This window comes from Rhodohalobacter sp. 614A (genome assembly GCF_021462415.1).
Taxonomy (GTDB): Bacteria; Bacteroidota; Rhodothermia; order Balneolales; family Balneolaceae; genus Rhodohalobacter.
On record NZ_JAKEDS010000001.1, the window covers coordinates 1,022,564 to 1,042,689 of the forward strand.

Here is a 20,126-nt window from a genome sequence, read left to right on the forward strand (position 1 = left end):
GAGATTGTGCAAATGGAAATTTCTCGACTTGTTATTCGTGAAAAATTCTGATCACTAGGCGTAGCATTTTTTTTGGTTTGAATTAATCCACAGAATAATTTACAATGGGATCAAGAAGTATCGGTCAGTTCCTATTCAAGCAATCATCAAGTATGAAATACATTCTACCATTTCTTTTCCTTCTGTTTGTATTCCAGTTTTTGGGCTGTTCAGATGATACCGTAAATCACTCCGAAACAGAGCTGGAAAAATCTGAGTCTACCGAACAAAAAATCGACGTCGCCGAGGATCAAACAGAAGTGTATTATATGCACGGCACTCAGATAAGCCACCGGTTGTGTTATGCGGCAAGTTGCGAAAGTGATATTCTTGAAAGCGATACGCTGAATACATCTTTCCTCGTTCGTTTAACCTTCAGTAGTGAAAATCCCGATTCTATTTTGTTTGATGGACTTGAAGGAGTGAATACCAAACCAAGAGAAATGTTTGCCGGGTATAGTGGCGGGGCTGCATATCCCGACTGCACGGGGCCTTCAACAGAATGTGGCATGCCCGTGTAATTTGGAGTTTGAATTTTCTTCGCCGGGTGGACACTATAACGGCACTGGGAACCTTGATAACGACAGGCTGACAATACAGGCACAATATCGTTACAGAGGTGCCGGTGCAGATTATATTTTGGAAGGTCAAAAAATAGTGGAGGAAGAATGAAACGGCTTCAAAATAAGAAAGGAATTTGGCTTGTCGTACTATTCTCCATTTCAGGCTTTTTAGGCCTGTATAGTTGCGATGATTCGTCTACAGATCCCGACAAAGAAGGTACAGCAATTTCCGGATTACTCTATGTAAGCGGCAATCAGATTACGAAGAGATATTCAGATTGGCCAATTCCTGAAAATGATGTGGCTTCAGTTTACACTATGCGCGTCGGATTTTTAGTGAAAATTCATTCCATCAGAGGGGAGGAAAACTCGATAAGAATGTACGGATTGGAAGGCGTTGATGTGGGAAAACGCGAAAATTACCTCTATCCCGATTGCAAGCACCCCGATGATTGTGAAATAGTAGGGATGTTTGTTGGCGAAGATTTAGAAATTGAAATCACCAACAACGACCGATCTTACCAGGCGGAAGGGAAGATTTACCAGACGTACGATCCCTATTTAGAAATGACGGCTGTTTTTAACTATCAGAATGTAACGGTCCATTATGAAGTAGAGGGTGGCTTATTGAGTGAATAGAAGAACTTGGCAGAGTTGTGGAGTGTGTGACGACTAAGTAATTAGATTGTATTATAACCTTAGTTGATTTTTTGTAACAAATGGCTTTGTGGTGCATTATTCTATTACTTATCTGGACATTCCGGTACACAGGTACAGCAACATTGAGAGTGCATAGATACAGAAACCTGACCATTAGTTCTGAGGAGAGGAGTATCAAAAGGAGGCTGATAAGCAGGACGCACGTATAACAGCAGCTATTCGAACGGGTGCCGGTTTGATCAGTCAACCGAAACACACATCAACGAGGTATAGCCATGAGAAACGCAAGAACTGCAACTCTGATTATTGTACTGTTTATCATAACAGGAAACTTGCTTTCGTGCAATGAAAGCAATATAGCAACTGACAACAGCACTGAGCAATTAGCGACCGCAAATGTAAATGCTTCGGCAGCAAAGCAGGCACAAAAAGATTCACCACAGGAAGTATTTGCAGAGTTTGAGGAGATGGTGAAAGAAGTAGAAAAGATGACTATAGAAGAGATCGACAATCTGAGTGATGAAGAAATATTAGAGATTGGAGAACCGATTTTAAAAGCTACTGAAGGCACTGTAACACACAGTAAAGAGACCCTTGAAAAACTGGTAGAGCCTTTATATGCAATCTCGGATAATGTACGAACACTTACGAGAAAGGAACACGCTGCCTTAAGTAAAGAGGTAGAGCGAATTCTGGCATCTGATAGGGGCCGTAAAACACGGGACCTTAGTGCTGAAGATATTCGCGAATTATTGATTAAATTTAATGGTGGCGGCACAACCATGATGTTATCCAGCTGTGAAACTACATTCGATGTAACCCCGTCTGGACAGGTTTTGCTATATACTGGAGATAATTTTAATATGGCAAATGGAATATGCCCGACTGGTTCCGTTTTTTATGTTCAGGCAGGTACTCACACGGGTCAATCCGTTAATAATTCAAAAACCGGAAATGCATGGGTAGGTGTAGGTGTAGGAGGGCCTACTATGGATGGCCAAGGTTCACTAAACCGGGCCTTCAATGATGGAATGAATGGCAATAGCATCAGTTGGATTGAAATTACTGATTACGACGAATATGGAATTTTTTCCGATTCTGGTACGGAAGAGTTGTTAATCAGTAATATGACCTTTATTGAGATTGGGGATGGTAAGAATGGAGAATTTTATAGTGCAATCCGAATTGATGATGCGGAAGATTTAATTGTTCAGGGTTCATATTTTGAAGATGTATCTTCCAGTATTTTATTTGACAATAGCATTGGCCCCCTAAAGGTACTTGATAATGAAGCATTAAATCCCGGTAGAAATTTTTTCCAATGTACTGACTGTTCTGGAGAAGAGATAAGAATAAACGGAAATTCAATAGAACATAATTCTCAGTACGGTTCGGAGAAATTAGAAGATTTTATCAGTATTTATGAATCATTTGGTGAAGACGATGACTATATACAGGTAAATAATAACCGGGCAAGAACGGATGGCACGGGAAGCGGAGTTTCTGATACGGGTTCTTTTATCATCTTGGGAGATGATGGGGGTGAGTACCAGGAAGCAGAAGATAATATTGGTGTAAATCCTGGAAACGCTGGAATTGGAGCGGCCGGAGGTGAATATATCAGCGTGAGTGATAATAAGATGTTTAGTGATCCTATAGAAGATATAAGCAATGTAGCCTTTTATTCATACCGGGTATTAGGCTCAGATCCCTGTAGTAACCATGAGTTCGATGGGAATGTTGCCCATTGGTATTGTTATCGTGGAGATTGCGGTGGAGATCCGACACCAGTTTTAAACAAGGCTCATGCACCAACTTCCAGTGGGTCAAGTATTTATTGCGGGTTAACCTTGAGTCAAATTAGACACAATTCAAGAGTATTAGAAGACACGGGTATGGACGAAGACATATGGGATGAATGGTAGCAACCATCGTTTGAAAAGTCCCAAAAAAACATTTAAATCCCCGCTGGTTTTAACTGCGGGGATTAGAATTTTCTTAAAGTTATCTTTGAAGTGTTTTCAAAGCACGAAAACTTAAGCAACGAAGCATGAATAAAATGAGTAGCTATTATGGAGTAAAAACAACAGCGCTGACAATAGCAATTTCCTGTTTCTGTTTGCTATTGGGCTGCTCTGTTGAACCGGAAGAGCCCGTTGATAATATTTCAGGCGTCTATTATTTGAGAGGTACACAAACTCATTCAGGATTACCATGGTTTAACCGTTTAATTGATTACAGGGATCCATATACAAACTATACGGAGTTTTCCTTTTATGTGAAACTGGTTAAAGATAAGGTGGATACGGTTCGTATATACGGCCTTGAAGGAGCCGATGCCGGTATCGCTGAGAAGAAGGTATTTCCAAATTGTACCAATTCTGATGATTGCAAGGTATACGGAAAGCGAAAATCTTCCGGGGAGATTGAAATTGATATTGAACATGATGGTCGCAGATACCAAGCATCCGGTTATATTACTTCGTTGACCGCTCGCTTGTCGTATGGCAATGTTTCGGTAGACTACGATCTGTCAGGAAATCCAGTCGACCGATAATTGGTTCAATAAAAATGAAAAGAAAAAATGATGAATACATCTTTTAAAAAAACAGCGGCCTTTATAGTTTTGGTGCTCCTGGCAGCTTCTGTTTGGGGTGGATTTGGCAGTGCTGGCGAGTCTTTATTAAAAAAATCCACAGCAAATGAATCTATTTCGGGCATGTATTTTCTGCACGGTACAAAAATAAGCACGATCTATCCATGCACATTTACCTGTTTTGATATGGAGCCAGCCAGAGATACTGTTTCTGTTGCATTTACCACCAATGTGTGGCTGGTACAGGAAAAAACAGATACCCTTCGTTTTTTAGGCTTGTTGGGAGCTGATGCGGGGGAATCAGGGCCCAATCAATTTAATGAATTTATTTTTCCTATTGAGCTACAGGATGAAGATCAGTACAGAATTTATGGGAGGATTTCAGATAATTCTGAGTTTGAGATCGATTTGAAGAGTGCGGGGCCAAGATACACAGCTGCCGGCTCGTTTACAGGCAAGACCATTCAATTGGAGGGGCAATACCATTACCGGCAGCGCACATTTGAGTACAGCTTTCAAGGTGTAAGAATAGAAGAAGAGTAGGGATTTTTGAATTTCCAAAAAACAACCTGCCAGAGTCCAAACGAAGTGAGAACCTGGTAGAGTTGCGAGTACTGTTTAAACTAAAACGTTTTAGAGTCACAATAGCGAACTCTGATAGGAACTGCGCACTCTGTCAGGTTCTTTCTGCAGCAAATAGGTATGAGGCACATCCCACGTGTAATAGCTATGATCTTAGGTTCCGGTAATCCGCAAAAGTAGCAGGCGTGTCGGGTTTCTGAGGTACAGTTTCAGGTTTCAAGAGCAGTTTGTACCATCTTAACATTCACGGAGAACATCATGTTATCATTCATTGCAGAGAGTGTTGCAAATAACCAGAATCCCCATTCGGTGAGTTCCAGGTTGAGAGAAAAGAGGTTGGGTAAATTTATCACAGAATTCAATATCAACTGCCAAACTTTTATCCTGGATGTTGGCGGTACAAGCCACACCTGGGCAGGCACAGGGCTGGAGAAAAATGTAGCGTTGCTTGAATCTTGTCTTTCCCAACTCTGGAGCGATTGGTAAACAATTCCAATATGTACAAGGTGATGCTCTGGATATGCATATGTTCGAGGATAAAAGCTTTGACGTGGTTTTCTCCAACAGTGTGATTGAACATGTGGGTTCATTTGAAAATCAACGCCGGTTTGCTGATGAAGTCCGGCGCGTGGGAAAAGCCTATTGGGTTCAAACACCCGACTGTTAAATAGCTATGAACTTTCAAAGATATTTGGCTGTGACCATATATGAGGAAAAGTTGTTTGGATTAACTAAAGGTATCATTGCATATAATAAGTAGGCGATGTGAATTCAATTCGGAAGTGGTACAAGGCTGTAGCTGCATAACCGGATCTGAGTGTAAGCGTTTTATAAATACTGTGGAGATAGTTTGAGATACAATTTATCAGGTAAAAAAGGTGGGAGGGTTTAGTAGTAAGTAAGTCGGAGTTTTTTAAACAAAAGTAAAGAACAGGTCGAAAATCATAAATCAAGAATCATCAGCCGCTAGCCAAAACTTCCCCAACATCCCTTTGCAAAGATTGGTACATTTGGTGGACATTGAAGCATTCTTTGTTTCCAGACTATAATTACCGATCCATTCATTCGTTCTATGAATTCCAAGGAACGATCAGACCTTTTTTAATGACAAGAAAATCTCTACAGTTACTACTCGTATTCCTGCTTCTATTCCCTGCGGTGATGAAGGCGCAGGATAGCATAACCATTGACGACGAGCAGGCTCAAGCGCTGGAATATTACATCCAGGGCATCAACGATTTTGAAAACCAGGATTACGAACTGGCGCTGGATAAACTGACGGCCGCCCATCTAAAATTGTCCGATCACGCCGGGGTGAATTACGCTCTTTCGGATGTGTACCTGGAAACGGGAGATTACACGAATGCAGCTTACTACGGACAAATCGCCGCCGATCTCGAACCGGAAAATAAGTGGTATCACCTGCACCTTGCGCGCGTGTACGATCAATCGGGCCGGAATGAACAGGCAGTTAATTCACTGAAGAAAATCCTCGAATATCACCCGAATGATATTGATGTGCTTTACCGGCTGGCCACGAATTATACAGATATTGGTGAGCTGGAGAAGTCAAACGAAATGCTTGATCAAATCCTGGAATTGAGAGGAAACACATTTGAAATACACCTCGCCAAGTTCCAGAATTACAATGCGCTCAATCAGACCGAAAATGCTCTTGAGGAGCTCCATAATATGCGGGAGCTGCATCCCGGAAATTTGAGTACCCTGCATACCATCAGCCAGTTTTACCTGGAGTTGGACAGGGAAGAAGAAGCGAAAGAGGTTTTGTTTGAAGCCCGTAATCGCAATCCCAATGATACAAACACGCTGATTTTATTGGCCGAGATTTTCATCAACAATAACGAGTGGGAAGAATTGGGAGACACGTTTGTGATGATGATGAAAAACCCGATGATCAATCCGCCGCAAAAAATGGAGCTGGTCCGGTTTATGATGGTGAAATATCAGAATGAGCCGGAACAGGATGTGCTTGAACAGCAGGTTCAAAAAGTGATTGAAACACTCGGTGAAGAAGAACCGGATTATGCACCGGCTCAACTGGTATCTGCCGATTATTACCTGCAACAGAATGACATGGAAAATGCGCTGATCAATCTTGAGCGGGCTACGGAAATCAATCCCGAACAAGCCGAGGCATGGGCACAGCGAATCCAGATACTGTTTAGCCTTGGGCGTTACGGGGAAGTGATCAACCTCTCGCAAGAGGCAAATGAACATGCCCCCGATAATGCATTTATCCAGTTTTTTACCGGTACTTCGTTCATGTTTGAAGGCCAACATGAGCAAGCAGAAACCTGGCTGGAAAATGCAACGATGGCACCATCACGGCGTGAATTCAGATCGGCCATTTACGGAACACTGGGTGATGTAAAACAGCAACTCGACAAATGGCAAGAAACCGTGGATGCATATGAACGTGCACTGCGCCTCGATTCGGAGAATTACACGGCGATGAATAACTATGCATATTACTTATCTGTCCGCGAAGAAAATCTTGAAAAAGCCCTGGAACTGGCTACAAAAGCTGTCGGTTCCGATCCCCAAAATCCTTCATTTCTGGACACGCTCGGCTGGGTCTATTTCCAGATGGAAAATTATTCCCAGGCTCAAAATTATATTCAGCAATCCATCGACAGCGGTGATGCAAGTGCCGAAGTTTTTGAGCACATGGGAGATGTTCACGAGGCACTCGGCAATGATGAGCAGGCCCGCGAGTGGTGGCAAAAAGCCCTCGAGGATGATCCCGGCCGTACCCATCTCAATGAAAAACTGGAACAGATTTGATTGGTTTGAATCACGTGCGAATGGCTTCAAATATCCCAACCGTCATTGCGAACGAAGTGAAACAATCTCCAAGTGCTTGTCAAAGGGAGGGGATTGCTTCGCAGGCTCGCAATAACGATTCTCATACTCAGAATTTTTCGAAAAGCAGATCCTTTCCAGTACTTTGTCTACTGCTTCTTGTCATGATTTCGTGTAGCTCATCGCGTGAGATGATTGATGATGAGGATTTGAATGAAGCTGAGATTTCGGTCAGTGAGTTGCTGGAATTTGTACCTGACTATCGCGAATCTCTTCAAACCATTTCGGGAAACGGACGTGCATTTGTCAGCGAACCCGGAAACAGCGAACGCGTAGCTCTGCAGTTCTTATCTAACCGGAATGAAAGCCTGATTACTGTACGTACAAGTGTTGGGATTGAGGGAGGACAAATTTATGTGGATTCCGATTCGCTTCTGGTTTATAACCGAGTGGACAAATATGCCGAAAAAGTGCCTTTGAATCAGGGAAAGCTTACAAGTGTGGGGTCAATTGCATCTGTAAATATGCTTGACCTTTTTAATTTTACATTTCTTGAATCAGATGTAGAGGAGTTGTATGAATCGGACGAATTTTATGTAGCTGTTCTTGTGAATGGAGGACGAATTCAAATATCAAAAGAGTCCGGCAGGGTTGTGGAAGTAAACCAGCTAACGAACAACCGAACGGTTCCCTACAGCCGAATTATTTACGAGGGATATGCTCAGATCGAAGGTTTTCAACTGCCAAGAAAAATCACGATTTTTAGTCAGGACGGACAATCAAGAGCCACACTGCTGGTTCAGAATTTAGAAATCAACGAAGAGTTACCCGAGCTCGGTATTGAGCTCCCCGGCGATATTCCCATTTACAGATGACAGGTATGATTAACTTCAAAGCATTTCTGATGGCTTGTCTCGTTGCTTCGGTTGCAACGGCAAGTGCAGCTCAGGCACAAACTTCATACGAGCGTATGCGGTCAGAAATTTTGGAGCGTCAACAATCCACTCGCTCGCAGATTGAAACACTGGATGAGCAAATAGCAACCTACACAAGACGCCTGAGCCAAACCACGGAAGAGTATGATGAAGAGTACCAACAGTTCGAAGAGCTGAACCGACTTATATCCTTGCAGCGTGAACGGCTTCGTCAGATGAATCGCCAGCAACGGCAAATCCAGGAAGAGATCACACTGATTCAAAATAACCAGGCTGAACTCCGCCAAAGGCTAACCGCTTTGATGAATGAATATAAAGAGAGCCTGACCTACCTCTATAAACACGGCCGCACCACAGAACTGGTGCTATTGCTCACCTCCACATCCATAAACCAGTTAATGGTTCGGACATTTTATCTTGCCAAGTTTAATGATTACCTGCAGGGACAGTTGAATGAAATTGAAGAGGCGCGGCTTCAATTGGAGCAATCGAAACAAGATTTAGAAGCATCGAGCGAAAGAAACGAAATTGCACTTCAGGAAATCCAAAATGAGACTGATGAATTGCAGGGACAGCAGGATCGTCAGCAGCAAATGGTTGAGTCGTTGAAGAAAGATATTGCGAGCCTGGAATCGCAAAAGAAGAATCGGGAGGAGCAGCGCAAAAATCTCGAAGATGCCATGGAAAATCTGATACGTGAGGAAGAGCGGCTGCGTCGTGCAGAAGCATCCGGAGAAGTTGTTGTACGCAGAGAATCGTCTGTCAGCGAATCAGAACTAAATTCCTATGAAGCTGAATTCCGGGAGCAACGGGGAGAACTTCCGTGGCCGGTAAATAACGGTACCATTACGGAAAAGTTTGGGGAACGCATTCACCCTGTTTTTGGAACCCGAACGCGAAATCTCGGAGTAGATATTGCTGTACCGGCGCGATCAACTGTAAGAGTGGTTAATGATGGTTATGTATACGGAATTCAACCGTTGCAGGGATACGGTGAGGTAGTCTTTGTCAGCCACGGCGACTATAAAACGGCCTACGGAAATCTCAGTGAAATCAATGTGAGGCGAAACCAGGTGTTAAGAAAAGGAGATGTTATCGGCCTATCGGGAGATGAAAATTCCATTCGAGGTACCGTACTGTTCTTTTTGATCCGAGACGGCAGCCAAATGGTGGATCCGGAACTGTGGCTGGAAGGAGCCAGGCTTTAGGTATATCGAATATCCAATCTCGAAGTATTTTCTCTTCGAAATTCGATATCGAATATTCACTGTTCGATATTTAAAGCATTCTCAATCTCCTTCAGCGAATGAAGTAATCGTTCAACAGCCGCATTAAACCTATTCAGCTCTTGATTTAGCTCATCATCACTCCGGTCATCTTCAATCACATATCGCACACCGGGAATCATCCAGGAGGCGTAACCGCTCCATGGATCGGTAGAAACATACAGTGATTTTTGCCACGCGCTGAATGGAAGTCCTTTCTCATCCAAAAAAGAGCGCTCTACCTTAATCAGTTTTTGGTTGATTTCATTGAGCAGAGACTGATCCGGATTGGATGCGATGAAGTCTGGAAAATGGGATTCTATGGAAGAAGAGACGCTATCGATTTCGGCGATGGTTTCTTTAAGCGATTCGGTTTGAAGCCCCCGTTCCAGGTCATTGGCACGGCGTTCCAGAGCGCCGATGTGACCGGAAATATCTTCGGCATATCGGGCAAGATCGTATGGCAGGATGTCCGCATCAGCAAATCTTGAAGCAACTACTCCATACACACCGGATAATGCGGGGCCATAACTAAACGTACTGTCGATGAATGACTCATAAAAATGAAACGAATCGAAATTGCTGTGATACACCGGAACACTTCCTGATATTGAAACTCCGGCTGATGGAATCCCGAGATGCATGTAAAATCCAACATGATCGGACCCTCCGCCGAGATTACCCATAGAAGGTGTTTCCTGACCGGGACGAATCCAGGTATCGTAAATGGCAGAATCAGCATAATCGGGATGCGGTACTACTTTTGTAGCTTCAATAATAGGATCTTTCAGAGAAGGGGAGGCTGACGATCTGAAATTTGGTCCGGTCACTGACATATCTGCATTCAGATAAAGAATGGAATTTGCACCGAGTTCTTCCCGCAGGTCTTCAACCCATTCGGACGAACCGATTAACATAAACTCTTCGGCATCCCAGTGGCCGATTAAAATACTTCGTTTCGGCTTCCAGCCATTGTTAAGAAGTTGACCGAACCCGTCAGCCAGTGTTAATAACATTGCTGTTCCACTATTGGGATCAGTAGCTCCAAATCCCCAGGCATCATGATGAGAGCCCAAGATAATCCACTCGTCAGGATACTCAGAACCTTCAATTGTACCTACAACATTTGAAATCCTGGTAAAATCGTGAGGTTGATCTACATTCAGATTTACTTGTAACCCTTTTCCACCCGTTAACCTGTAGGTATAAGGAAGACCGCCCTGCCAGTCTTGTGGAACAGGCTCTCCCTCCATTCTGGCAAAGATTTCTTTGGCAGCACCGTATCCGATTGGGGCAACAGGAATTGTGTGAAAATCAACTTCACTTTGTTCCAATCGCTCTACGGAATCATCGCTATCTAAGGGAAGTGCGGGTTCAAACGGTGTAAGAGGATCTCCATAATAATCCAATGTTAAAATAGAACCGCGCTGAATCGTGCTTTCATCACTGTATCGCCCCTCGGGATAGGTGAGCCCGTTCACATATCCACCATTTTCCGGATCGGTATAAATGATCAGTCCGGCTGCTCCTGCATCTTCAGCAAATTTTGCTTTGTAGCCCCGGAAGTTTCCGCCATATCTGGCAATGACAATTTTGCCGGTAACATCAATTCCAAGCTCTTCAAGTTGTTTAAAGTCTTCTTTTCTTCCGAAATTTGCATATACAACTTCGGAGGTTACATTGCCTGATCCGCTAAAAGCATTCCAACCATGAACCAGTTCGAAATCCTCAGAATAAGGATCCTCATCAAAAATATATTCTTGGTTATTGAGAGGCATTCGAATTGGTTTAACAATAGAAATCTCAACAGATCCGGGGCGGGGCATCCATGCATCGTAATCGTATTGATTTACTTTCAACCCGGCAGTTTCCATGGATTCACTCATGTACGCAATCACCTTCCGGCTGTTTACAGTCCCTGCAATATGCGGGCGTTGCGTCAGATTGTAGAGGTGTTTTCGATAGATTTCCGGGGACAGTTGATTGATCAGGAATTGTTCATTTTCAAGCTGAGACGATACCCTATCGTCATGAAAGCCTTTTAGTTGGTCAGGAATCTGAGCTTGCAGGGAAGCGAATGAAAAAAGAAACAGGCTAAGCAGGAAAAATCGCATGAAGTGGACAAAAAGTTAGTAGTTGAAATATAGGTCAATCGATGGGAACCATTTGTAAGCTGACAGGTTGAGAAACGCTGACTTCAGTTCCGGTCGGAGAAATCAAACCGGATTCCTGGTCCCTTGCAAAAATCACAATATTATCTGTATTTCGATTGGCAACGAGAAGGAAAGAGCCACTGGGGTCAATCATAAAGTTTCGGGGATGCGCACCACCGGATGAATGTTCTCCAACTTTTTTCAGCAATCCCGAATTCTGATCAATGGAGTAAATCACAATGTTGTTCAGGTCTTCGCGGTTGGAGGTATAAAGAAATCGGCCGTCGGCAGAAACGTGAATATCAGCCCCGGAAAATGAGCCTTCATAATTCTCTGGCAAAGTGCTGATGGTTTGCAGTTCCACTAGTGATTCTCCATCGTAGGAGAAAGCAACCACGGTGCCGTTCAATTCATTTACCAGGTAAGCATACTCACCTCCTGGATGAAATGTGAGATGCCGGGGGCCGGCGCCGGGTTCCGTGACAAAAATGGTGGAAGGTGTATTTTGCAATGTTAATGAATCACTATCAAACGCATAACCGGTGACGGTATCCGTTCCAAGATCGGTTACAAAAAGTGTTTTATTATCAGGAGAGATGACCGTACAATGAACGTGAGGTGAGTTCTGGCGATTTTCATTTACGCTGCTTCCCTCATGCACAGTTGTCGATTTGGGGTCGGCGAGTGACCCATCTTCCTCAACCGGAAACATCGCCAATGATCCGCCCAAATAGTTTCCGACAAATACGGCTTTTCCGCTTTGATCGGTGCTGACATAGCAGGGGGCCCCACCACGACTGGATTGTTTGTTGAGAAATGTAATTTCAGCATTTTCCTTATCAAATGAGAATGCACTGACGGATGCATCTGCTGAATCAGCTTCCTCATTTACAGCATACAAAAAGGAGTGATCGGGAGTGAGGGTCAGGTAGGATGGATTGGAAATGCCTTTTGCTGTATCGACCGGTATGACGGAGCCATCTTCTGAATTGAATTCATACAGGTAAATACCGTCACTGCCTTCGCCTGTATATGTGCCTACAAACAGGTAATAATTTGTGTCTGTTTCCGGCCGATTTTCAACTTGTTGTTGGGTACAGCCTGCCATCAATAGCAAAGCTACCGCAAGTAAGGAAAGCGTTACAGGAGATTCCATAGGATTTATTGGGTTAGGAAAACAGAGTATACGGCTTTTTTATAACTGAATCAGTGTTGCGCTGATTACTTCATTCTGCCGGGTTCGAATATTTTTCATGATTTCTGATGAGGGTTCAGCATCGAGTTGAATCGTACAGCAGGCGGTTTGTTTTCCCTCAAAAATAACATTGGTTAATTCCTGTGCGTTGATTTTTGCCTTGCGAATTTCACTCATCACATTTGCAATCACACCCGGTTTGTCGTAATGCCGAACCACAAGCTGCCATGGTGATTCGGTCTGTTCACAGCGGTTTAGCCAGTTACGAACATGACCTTCCTGAACATAGCCCCGGACAATATCCACAGCATCGGAAGCAACGGCGAGCTGGGCCTGGTTTGTGCTGGCGCCAATATGATGCGTTACATATACATTGGCTAATTCCTGGAATCGGCTTGAAAATTCTCCCTGCTTGAACTCGGGTTCATCACTGAAAACATCCAGTCCCGCTTTGATTCGTCCTGATTTTAGTTCCTGGTAAAGCGCCTCTTCGTCCACAATTCCTGCGCGTGAAGTGTTGATGAAACACGCGCCGTCTTTTAAGCTGGAAAGAACATCTTTGGAGATGACGCCCTTTGTATCCGCATTGATAGCGAGATGAACGCTCAGAACATCACATTTGGAAGCCACTTCTTCGATGCTTTTGGCGTGAATGATCTCAAGTTCTTCCGCTTTCTTAGGAGTGAGTGATCGCGACCAGGCAACTACCGGCATTCCAAAAGCTTTTGCACGGGTTATGACTTCCGTTCCGATTTGGCCGGTGCCCACAATTCCCAAAACCTTTCCAAATAATCCATCGGCTTTACTGTAAGTAGCTTTATTCCATTTACCGGCTTTGAAATCGGCTACATTGTCTGCAAGATACCGGTCAAGGCCGATAATCAATCCCATTGTTAATTCTGCAACGGCAATGGCATTTTTTCCCGGACAGTTGGCAACGTAAATACCCAAATTGCTTGCGGCAGCAATATCGATATTGTTAACTCCGGCTCCGGCCCGGACAATCAAACTTAAATTCGGGCTTTTCTCAATACAGGATTTGCTAACAACAGTTGAGCGGACGATTAACACGTTAGCATCTTCGAGTCCGTTGTCAAGATCAGACGCTGAAGCTGTGGGGTTGTTAATTACATTTTGTCCCAGGTTCTCAAGTTCGGAAATGGCTTCAGGTGGCAGCTTATCTGCAATATAAACAGTCATAATTCTCCTCATTATTTAAATTCAATCCCTCTCTTTCAAAGGTACCAAATGAACCGTACTTCTTGAAATAAAGAGTATGGAAAGAAGATTAAATCTGTATTAATAGAGATCTCTGATGAGTAAGTTTGGCCGTATCTACTCTAAAGATGATGTGCTCTTCGAAAACTTATGGTTGAGACTTCTCCTTGAAAATCAATCCGCCGGCAATCCAGACCGTGCCGGCAACAATTACTGCCGTGGCGATGAAAGGTGCTCCAAAGTAAGCTGCGAATAAAGCTCCTCCCCACGTTGGGCCAATCATTCGTCCAAGTCCGGAGAGTCCCTGGGATGCTCCCATTACGGCGCCGTAATTATTTTCGCTCGCTTCCTGAGAAATCAGGCTGGTAATGGTTGGGGTATTTAGACTTTTTCCGAGAGCCATCAAACAGAGAAAAACAGCCAGGGTAATCATGTTGTGGGCCAGAGGAATCAACCCAAGTCCAATCACCATCAGAATATTGCCAACCAGGAAAATCTTCTCTTCTGAAAAGACTTTGGTCAATGGCCGGATCAAAAAGCCTTGGACGATGACCGCAATAATCCCGATATAGAAGAATTGGATACCAACATCTTCGGCATTCATGTGCAGTTCTGATTCTGCAAAGAGTGGAAATGAACTATATAAACTTGATTCACCAAAAGAGAGAAGGAAAAAACCAATAATTAAAGGAATGAGAAATCCCCGGGCAGATGAACCTTTTTGCTCTGAAAGCAATCGCCAGAACCGGGGTGCAAAAACACTGGGTCTGCGATATGTATCTTCTTTAGGAGCTGATTTATCAACAGTTTCGGGAAGTTTGAAGAGCACCATCAGAAAGCTGCAAAAGGATAGGAAAGCGGCAAAAAAGCCGGGTAGTGCAAATCGGTTCACTTCCATCCAACTCGCGAAATCAACAAAACCGATGTTGGTAATAAACTCATGAAAAGCCGGGTGAATCAACCCGGTGGCTGTTGCCGGACCAATCACAAACCCGATCCCAAAGGCCGCCCCGATTAGCCCCATGCCTCGGGCGCGATTTTCGTTGTCGGTTATATCGGCAATATAGGCCTGGGCGGTGGAGATATTTCCACCCATGGTTCCGGCCACAATTCTGGATACAAACAAAACCCCAAGGGATTCTGCAAATCCAAAAATAGTGTAAGCGATAACAGCGCCAAGTGTGCTCATTAACATGATCGGGCGTCGGCCAATCCGGTCTGACCAACTTCCCCAAATCGGCGAAAAAATAAGCTGCATGAATGAGTAGACACTGTAGAGGAGGCCAATGGTTACCGCTGAGGCAGAAAATTCTTGTGCATAAAAGGGGAGAAGTGGCAGAACGATTCCAAATCCCAAGAGATCGATTACCACAACAAGAAAGACGGTAGCAAGAGCAGATTTATTCTTCATAAATAAGTTTTCAAACAGACCGGTAAAGATAGGTTGCTTGAATTAACTTTTTATGAAGAGTTTAAAAAACAAGTGATATGGAGTTTTCATAGTCACCGCGAGGAAGTTTGTGACCGCGGCCCTGAAGGGGTATCTTGGCACAATCTCGTGTCTTAGATCATTTGGAGATTACTTCGCTTTGATCGCAATGGCGAGAACAACATTTGAATCAGGCCAGCTTTACAAATGTGAAACCAATTCTAAATACAACATGTCTTACTATTTAAGTTTTGACTTTGCCACAGCAAGTGCTGATTCCGCAGCATTCACCGTTTTATCGAGCATTTCATAAGTAAGTGATGTAGCCAGAAACCAGCTTTCGAAAGGTGAAGGCGGCAAGTAAACTCCCCGTTTTAGCATTTCATGAAAGAAATGTTTGAAGAGTTCCTGGTTCGTCGTGTTGGCAGTTTTGAACCCGGTCACTTTTTCATTTGTGAAATAAATGCTTGTCATGGAACCAACCTGGTTCAGGTCAAAATCGATTTCATGCCGGCTTAGAACTTCCCGAAGATTTTTGGCCAGGTATTCGGTTTTTTCTTCCAATTCCACATACAATTCAGGATGTTTTTCCAGCGTACTCAACTGTGCAAAACCGGCGCTCATTGCTAATGGATTTCCGGATAATGTTCCGGCTTGATACACAGGACCGACCGGAGCCACAACATCCATAATCTCTTTTTTTCCGCCGAAAGCACCAACGGGAAGTCCGCCACCAATAATTTTACCGAATGTGACGAGATCCGCCCACACATCAAACCGTTCCTGGGCACCGCCACGAGCCAGTCGAAATCCGGTCATCACTTCATCAAAAATGAGAACGGTTTCGTAGTCATCGCAAAGTTTTCGTAATCCTTCCAAAAATCCGGGTTGGGGAGGGATGCATCCCATATTTCCTGCAACTGGTTCGACGATAATTGCAGCTACATTGTCTTTATTCTTTTTGAGAAGTTTCTCGACACTGTCTAAATCATTGTAATCAGCGTTGAGAGTATCTTTAGCCGTTCCCTTTGTGACTCCCGGGCTGCTGGGTTTGCCGAGAGTTAATGCACCGCTTCCAGCTTTGATGAGAAATGAATCACCATGGCCGTGATAGTTTCCTTCAAACTTGATGATTTTTTCCTTGCCGGTGTATCCGCGGGCGACTCGAATGGCACTCATGCAGGCTTCGGTTCCGGAATTTACCATCCGAACTTTCTCCACGTTCGGGACCATGGTTTGAACCAACTCGGCCATTTTGATTTCAATCTCCGTCGGCGCGCCAAAAGAGGTAGAATTAAACGATGCATCCTGAACGGCCTTGATGACGGCAGGATGAGCGTGTCCCAAAATCATCGGTCCCCAGGAACCTACATAATCGATATACTCATTACCGTCTTCATCTGTGATGATGGATCCCTTCGCCTTCTTGAAAAAAACCGGAACGCCACCGACTGATTTAAACGCCCGTGCCGGGGAATTGACACCACCAGGAATGAATTGTTGTGCTCGATTGTAAAGGTACTCGCTTTTTAACAACATAGATGTTTAGTCTTGAGTCGTGAGTCTTGAGATTTGTTTATCAGTTGAAATACATTAATGGCACATTAGTATGAAATGAACCTTAGTTCGTGAAATGCTGAATAATCCTTCTCAGTACTCACGACTCAAGACTCATGACTATATCCTTAATCTGTCATATTTTCAAGTGCGGCAATTCGGTCTTCCAGGGGAGGGTGTGTCATAAACAACGCTTTGAGGCCACTTCGCTTGCCGCTTGTAATTCCAAATGCCTGCATGGATTCCGGCAATTGATTCGGTACTTCCGTTTCCCGTTTCAGTCGTTGCAATGCATTAATCATACCGTTACGGCTTCCAAATCGTGCACCGGCTTCATCAGCCCGAAATTCGCGGCGTCGTGAGAACCAGAAGACAATCATGGAAGCGAGAATTGCCAAAACAATTTCAGCTACAATCGTTGTCAGGAAATATCCAATTCCCAGCCCTCTTTCATTTCGCAATACAACGCGATCCACAACAAAACCGATCACCCGGGCGAGGAACATCACAAAAGTGTTTACAACTCCCTGTATCAGTGCGAGTGTGATCATATCCCCATTGGCAACATGGCCGATTTCGTGGCCCAGTACCGCTTCAATTTCATCCTGATCAAATCGTTGTAGCATGCCTCGGCTAATTGCAACCAATGCTTTATTCCGGTTTGATCCTGTTGCAAAAGCATTGGCCTGTTGGGCATCAAAAATTCCGACTTCCGGCATGCCAATTCCGGCATCTTTGGCTTGTCGTTCGATGGTTCGAACCAGCCATTCTTCACGGGAGTTTTGCGGCTTTTCAACAATCTGAACGCCCATCGTCCATTTTGCCATTTTCTTTGACAGAAGGAGAGAGATGAACGATCCGCCCATTCCAAAAACAAAACAGAAGATGAGAAGAGCTTGCAGATTAAGTCCGGTTCCGGTTTCATTCAAATAGGAACCCACTCCCAAAAGGGACAGAGTAATACTTGCAACAATAATGATTGCCAGGTTTGTGGCAAGAAATAAGAGAACTCGTTTCATAGTCAATTTCTTAATTAAATAGGGTTTAGAAAGCTCCCCTCTCAAAAGGGGGAATTCAATTTCTTCAATAATCTACAACAATCGTGCCGCATCTTTGGCGAAGTAAGTAGCAATCAGGTCAGCGCCGGCTCGCTTAAAGCCGATCAGCGCTTCCATCATTGCTTCTTCTTCATTCAGCCAGCCATTTGCCGACGCCGATTTGATCATCGCGTATTCACCGGAAACATTATAAACGGAAACCGGGATTTGCACCGCTTCTTTTACGGCACGAACCACATCAAGATACGGCAGGCCGGGTTTTACCATTGCGATATCGGCACCTTCATTTTGGTCTGTAATGGCTTCTTTTACAGCTTCAATAACGTTTGCCGGATTCATTTGATATGTCTTCTTATCACCAAACCCGGGAGCGGAATCCAGTGCATCACGAAAAGGGCCGTAATAGCTCGATGCATATTTTGCGCTGTATGCCATAATTCCGGTATTGAAAAATCCTTCTTCTTCGAGAGCTTCTCTCATCAATAAAATACGGCCGTCCATCATGTCCGAGGGAGCCACAAAATCAGCACCGGCCTCTGCATGGCTAACCGCCATTTTGGCAAGCAGTTCCGCACTTTCGTCATTTATAATTTTTCCATCGCGAACAATTCCGTCATGGCCATAGCTGCTGTATGGATCCATGGCTACGTCTGTCATCACAACCAAATCCGGAAATTCTTTTTTGATGGCACGAACGGATTGTTGCATCAATCCCTCAGGATTGAGCGCTTCGGTTCCTTCATTGTCTTTTTTATCGTCAGGAACTTTGGCAAACAGAAGAACGGATGGAATTCCAAGCGATTGAATTTCTTCAACCTCCTTCAAAAGAAGATCCACCGTAAACCGGTAATAGTCCGGCATGGAGGGTATTTCTTCTTTTTTGCCTTCACCTTCCATCACAAAAAGGGGAGCAATAAAATCGTTGGGTGACAGGTGGTTTTCCGCCACCATATTTCTAACAAATTCCGATGAACGAAGACGCCGTCCGCGGGAATAGGGGTATTCAAAAGTACTCATGATTGTTGATTTAATATGTTGAGGTCATTCTTGAGGGAACCGCCACTGTGATATCTGCAGACTGAAACTGTTCTGAATCTACATTCTGAATATCATCAGCAGAAATTGTGTTGATTGTGAGAACCCGTATCTCTTCATCTTTTTCTTTGATATACCACACAATTCCCTCATAATCATTGGAGTGATACGATCCGTTCAGATGAATCATCCGGTTGTTTTCATTCAGGTTGGACAAAATAAAATGCGCCATTGTCGCATCTTTAATCGCTTGGGAATAGATCAGGTTCACACCGCCGTGGCCACCTGCCATTTGAGACATGGCTTGATAACTCTGAAGAGTTGTATCCACTTCAACAGGAAGGGGAGCGATCCAATCTTTTGCAGAACTGCTTAGTGAATCGAGCGCTGTTAAGCCATCCCGGTAAACAGTAGAAGCATATCTTCGGGGGATGTTTGTGGCAATCAGGGGAATACTATTCTCTTTTGCGAATTCCAAAATTGGCTTGTAATCCGTTTTGTAGTTATTCCAAATGCGGGCTTCGCTTTCAAAGCTGCTTTGGCTGACCTGATCAGCAAAATACTCATCAATCAAAACCTGTTGGTCGGCTTCAAACATCTCCATGCCAATTACAGTGGATTTTGTACTGTCGGCTGAAAGGTCGCGAATAAGCTCCAGCTGAAGCCAATGTGCGATGGCATTATCGTGCTGCTCGCCAAAAAAGATCATATCATTTTGACGAGAAAGATCCGCTAATTTCTGGTAAGAAATCTGATCACCATTCTTATCATAAAGCAGGTAGGCGGGCTTGTCAGGCTGAGCCTTTACAGAGGCACTGAAGGCAAACGACAGCAGGAAAATTGTGTAGAATATTTTTTTCATGTAAGATAAAATTTAAACTCGTTCCCAAGCTCTGCTTGGGAATGGCAAATGGAAGCTCCGCTTCTTTTCAAGAAAAAGAAGGAATAGAAGCAGAGCTTTTCCGACTACTCGGGACGATCCGAAGAAAACCTTCGGGTCCAGTAAACGCCAAATTAC

18 protein-coding genes are annotated in these 20,126 nt (G+C 44.0%); 10 read left to right on the forward strand and 8 right to left on the reverse strand.

What is annotated here, in order from left to right:
* Positions 1-152 precede the first annotated feature (152 nt).
* From L0B18_RS04000 to L0B18_RS04045, 10 genes are all read left to right on the forward strand, one after another.
* A complete protein-coding gene (locus L0B18_RS04000) occupies positions 153-560 on the forward strand; it encodes a hypothetical protein (RefSeq protein WP_234568078.1) in 408 nt (135 codons plus the stop codon).
* 147 nt (positions 561-707) lie between these two features.
* On the forward strand, positions 708-1,241 hold the full coding sequence (locus tag L0B18_RS04005; protein WP_234568080.1) for a hypothetical protein: 534 nt from the start codon (positions 708-710) through the stop codon (positions 1,239-1,241).
* A 296-nt stretch (positions 1,242-1,537) separates the two neighbouring features.
* The gene (locus L0B18_RS04010; RefSeq protein WP_234568082.1) at positions 1,538-3,187 is read left to right on the forward strand and encodes a hypothetical protein; all 1,650 of its coding nucleotides are present in this window, start codon (positions 1,538-1,540) and stop codon (positions 3,185-3,187) included.
* 125 nt (positions 3,188-3,312) lie between these two features.
* Complete coding sequence (locus L0B18_RS04015; protein ID WP_234568085.1) at positions 3,313-3,819, forward strand: hypothetical protein; 507 nt, start codon at positions 3,313-3,315, stop codon at positions 3,817-3,819.
* A 27-nt stretch (positions 3,820-3,846) separates the two neighbouring features.
* Positions 3,847-4,401 carry a hypothetical protein gene (locus L0B18_RS04020; RefSeq protein ID WP_234568087.1) on the forward strand — a complete coding sequence of 185 codons (555 nt, stop codon included), beginning with the start codon at positions 3,847-3,849 and terminating at the stop codon, positions 4,399-4,401.
* 297 nt (positions 4,402-4,698) lie between these two features.
* Entirely contained in the window at positions 4,699-4,926 is a 228-nt protein-coding gene (locus L0B18_RS04025) for a hypothetical protein (RefSeq protein WP_234568089.1), read from the forward strand.
* Positions 4,889-5,107: a methyltransferase domain-containing protein gene (locus L0B18_RS19670; protein WP_255695553.1), complete on the forward strand. Its 219-nt coding sequence runs from the start codon at positions 4,889-4,891 to the stop codon at positions 5,105-5,107. The genes L0B18_RS04025 and L0B18_RS19670 overlap by 38 nt, the downstream gene beginning before the upstream one ends.
* A gap of 437 nt (positions 5,108-5,544) precedes the next feature.
* Positions 5,545-7,245 carry a tetratricopeptide repeat protein gene (locus L0B18_RS04035; RefSeq protein ID WP_234568092.1) on the forward strand — a complete coding sequence of 567 codons (1,701 nt, stop codon included), beginning with the start codon at positions 5,545-5,547 and terminating at the stop codon, positions 7,243-7,245.
* 20 nt (positions 7,246-7,265) lie between these two features.
* Positions 7,266-8,138 carry a DUF4292 domain-containing protein gene (locus L0B18_RS04040; RefSeq protein ID WP_234568094.1) on the forward strand — a complete coding sequence of 291 codons (873 nt, stop codon included), beginning with the start codon at positions 7,266-7,268 and terminating at the stop codon, positions 8,136-8,138.
* Between the two features lie 5 nt (positions 8,139-8,143).
* Entirely contained in the window at positions 8,144-9,406 is a 1,263-nt protein-coding gene (locus L0B18_RS04045) for a murein hydrolase activator EnvC family protein (protein ID WP_234568096.1), read from the forward strand.
* Positions 9,407-9,462: 56 nt separating this feature from the next.
* Here L0B18_RS04045 and L0B18_RS04050 read toward each other — a convergent pair whose 3' ends face one another.
* The 8 genes from L0B18_RS04050 to L0B18_RS04085 form a co-directional block, all read right to left on the reverse strand.
* Entirely contained in the window at positions 9,463-11,577 is a 2,115-nt protein-coding gene (locus tag L0B18_RS04050) for a M28 family peptidase (protein ID WP_234568098.1), read from the reverse strand.
* Positions 11,578-11,611: 34 nt separating this feature from the next.
* Positions 11,612-12,772 carry a lactonase family protein gene (locus L0B18_RS04055; protein WP_234568100.1) on the reverse strand — a complete coding sequence of 387 codons (1,161 nt, stop codon included), beginning with the start codon at positions 12,770-12,772 and terminating at the stop codon, positions 11,612-11,614.
* A gap of 39 nt (positions 12,773-12,811) precedes the next feature.
* On the reverse strand, positions 12,812-14,011 hold the full coding sequence (locus L0B18_RS04060) for an NAD(P)-dependent oxidoreductase (RefSeq protein WP_234568102.1): 1,200 nt from the start codon (positions 14,009-14,011) through the stop codon (positions 12,812-12,814).
* A gap of 166 nt (positions 14,012-14,177) precedes the next feature.
* Complete coding sequence (locus L0B18_RS04065; protein WP_234568105.1) at positions 14,178-15,440, reverse strand: MFS transporter; 1,263 nt, start codon at positions 15,438-15,440, stop codon at positions 14,178-14,180.
* A gap of 258 nt (positions 15,441-15,698) precedes the next feature.
* Positions 15,699-16,997 (reverse strand): glutamate-1-semialdehyde 2,1-aminomutase, encoded by a 1,299-nt coding sequence (gene hemL / locus L0B18_RS04070; protein WP_234568106.1) that lies wholly within the window; start codon positions 16,995-16,997, stop codon positions 15,699-15,701.
* 146 nt (positions 16,998-17,143) lie between these two features.
* On the reverse strand, positions 17,144-18,034 hold the full coding sequence (htpX, locus tag L0B18_RS04075) for a protease HtpX (RefSeq protein WP_234568108.1): 891 nt from the start codon (positions 18,032-18,034) through the stop codon (positions 17,144-17,146).
* 72 nt (positions 18,035-18,106) lie between these two features.
* Entirely contained in the window at positions 18,107-19,090 is a 984-nt protein-coding gene (gene hemB, locus L0B18_RS04080; protein ID WP_234568110.1) for a porphobilinogen synthase, read from the reverse strand.
* A gap of 10 nt (positions 19,091-19,100) precedes the next feature.
* Positions 19,101-19,970 (reverse strand): ChaN family lipoprotein, encoded by an 870-nt coding sequence (locus L0B18_RS04085; protein WP_234568112.1) that lies wholly within the window; start codon positions 19,968-19,970, stop codon positions 19,101-19,103.
* Positions 19,971-20,126: the final 156 nt, after the last annotated feature.

Excerpts from the sequence above, each read along its gene's own strand:
- L0B18_RS04000 (WP_234568078.1), top strand. The coding sequence starts at position 153 with ATGAAATACATTCTACCATTTCTTTTCCTTCTGTTTGTATTCCAGTTT.
- L0B18_RS04005 (WP_234568080.1), top strand. The coding sequence starts at position 708 with ATGAAACGGCTTCAAAATAAGAAAGGAATTTGGCTTGTCGTACTATTC.
- L0B18_RS04010 (WP_234568082.1), top strand. The coding sequence starts at position 1,538 with ATGAGAAACGCAAGAACTGCAACTCTGATTATTGTACTGTTTATCATA.
- L0B18_RS04015 (WP_234568085.1), top strand. The coding sequence starts at position 3,313 with ATGAATAAAATGAGTAGCTATTATGGAGTAAAAACAACAGCGCTGACA.
- L0B18_RS04020 (WP_234568087.1), top strand. The coding sequence starts at position 3,847 with ATGATGAATACATCTTTTAAAAAAACAGCGGCCTTTATAGTTTTGGTG.
- L0B18_RS04025 (WP_234568089.1), top strand. The coding sequence starts at position 4,699 with ATGTTATCATTCATTGCAGAGAGTGTTGCAAATAACCAGAATCCCCAT.
- L0B18_RS04035 (WP_234568092.1), top strand. The coding sequence starts at position 5,545 with ATGACAAGAAAATCTCTACAGTTACTACTCGTATTCCTGCTTCTATTC.
- L0B18_RS04040 (WP_234568094.1), top strand. The coding sequence starts at position 7,266 with ATGGCTTCAAATATCCCAACCGTCATTGCGAACGAAGTGAAACAATCT.
- L0B18_RS04045 (WP_234568096.1), top strand. The coding sequence starts at position 8,144 with ATGATTAACTTCAAAGCATTTCTGATGGCTTGTCTCGTTGCTTCGGTT.
- L0B18_RS04050 (WP_234568098.1), bottom strand. The coding sequence starts at position 11,577 with ATGCGATTTTTCCTGCTTAGCCTGTTTCTTTTTTCATTCGCTTCCCTG.
- L0B18_RS04055 (WP_234568100.1), bottom strand. The coding sequence starts at position 12,772 with ATGGAATCTCCTGTAACGCTTTCCTTACTTGCGGTAGCTTTGCTATTG.
- L0B18_RS04060 (WP_234568102.1), bottom strand. The coding sequence starts at position 14,011 with ATGACTGTTTATATTGCAGATAAGCTGCCACCTGAAGCCATTTCCGAA.
- L0B18_RS04065 (WP_234568105.1), bottom strand. The coding sequence starts at position 15,440 with ATGAAGAATAAATCTGCTCTTGCTACCGTCTTTCTTGTTGTGGTAATC.
- hemL (WP_234568106.1), bottom strand. The coding sequence starts at position 16,997 with ATGTTGTTAAAAAGCGAGTACCTTTACAATCGAGCACAACAATTCATT.
- htpX (WP_234568108.1), bottom strand. The coding sequence starts at position 18,034 with ATGAAACGAGTTCTCTTATTTCTTGCCACAAACCTGGCAATCATTATT.
- hemB (WP_234568110.1), bottom strand. The coding sequence starts at position 19,090 with ATGAGTACTTTTGAATACCCCTATTCCCGCGGACGGCGTCTTCGTTCA.
- L0B18_RS04085 (WP_234568112.1), bottom strand. The coding sequence starts at position 19,970 with ATGAAAAAAATATTCTACACAATTTTCCTGCTGTCGTTTGCCTTCAGT.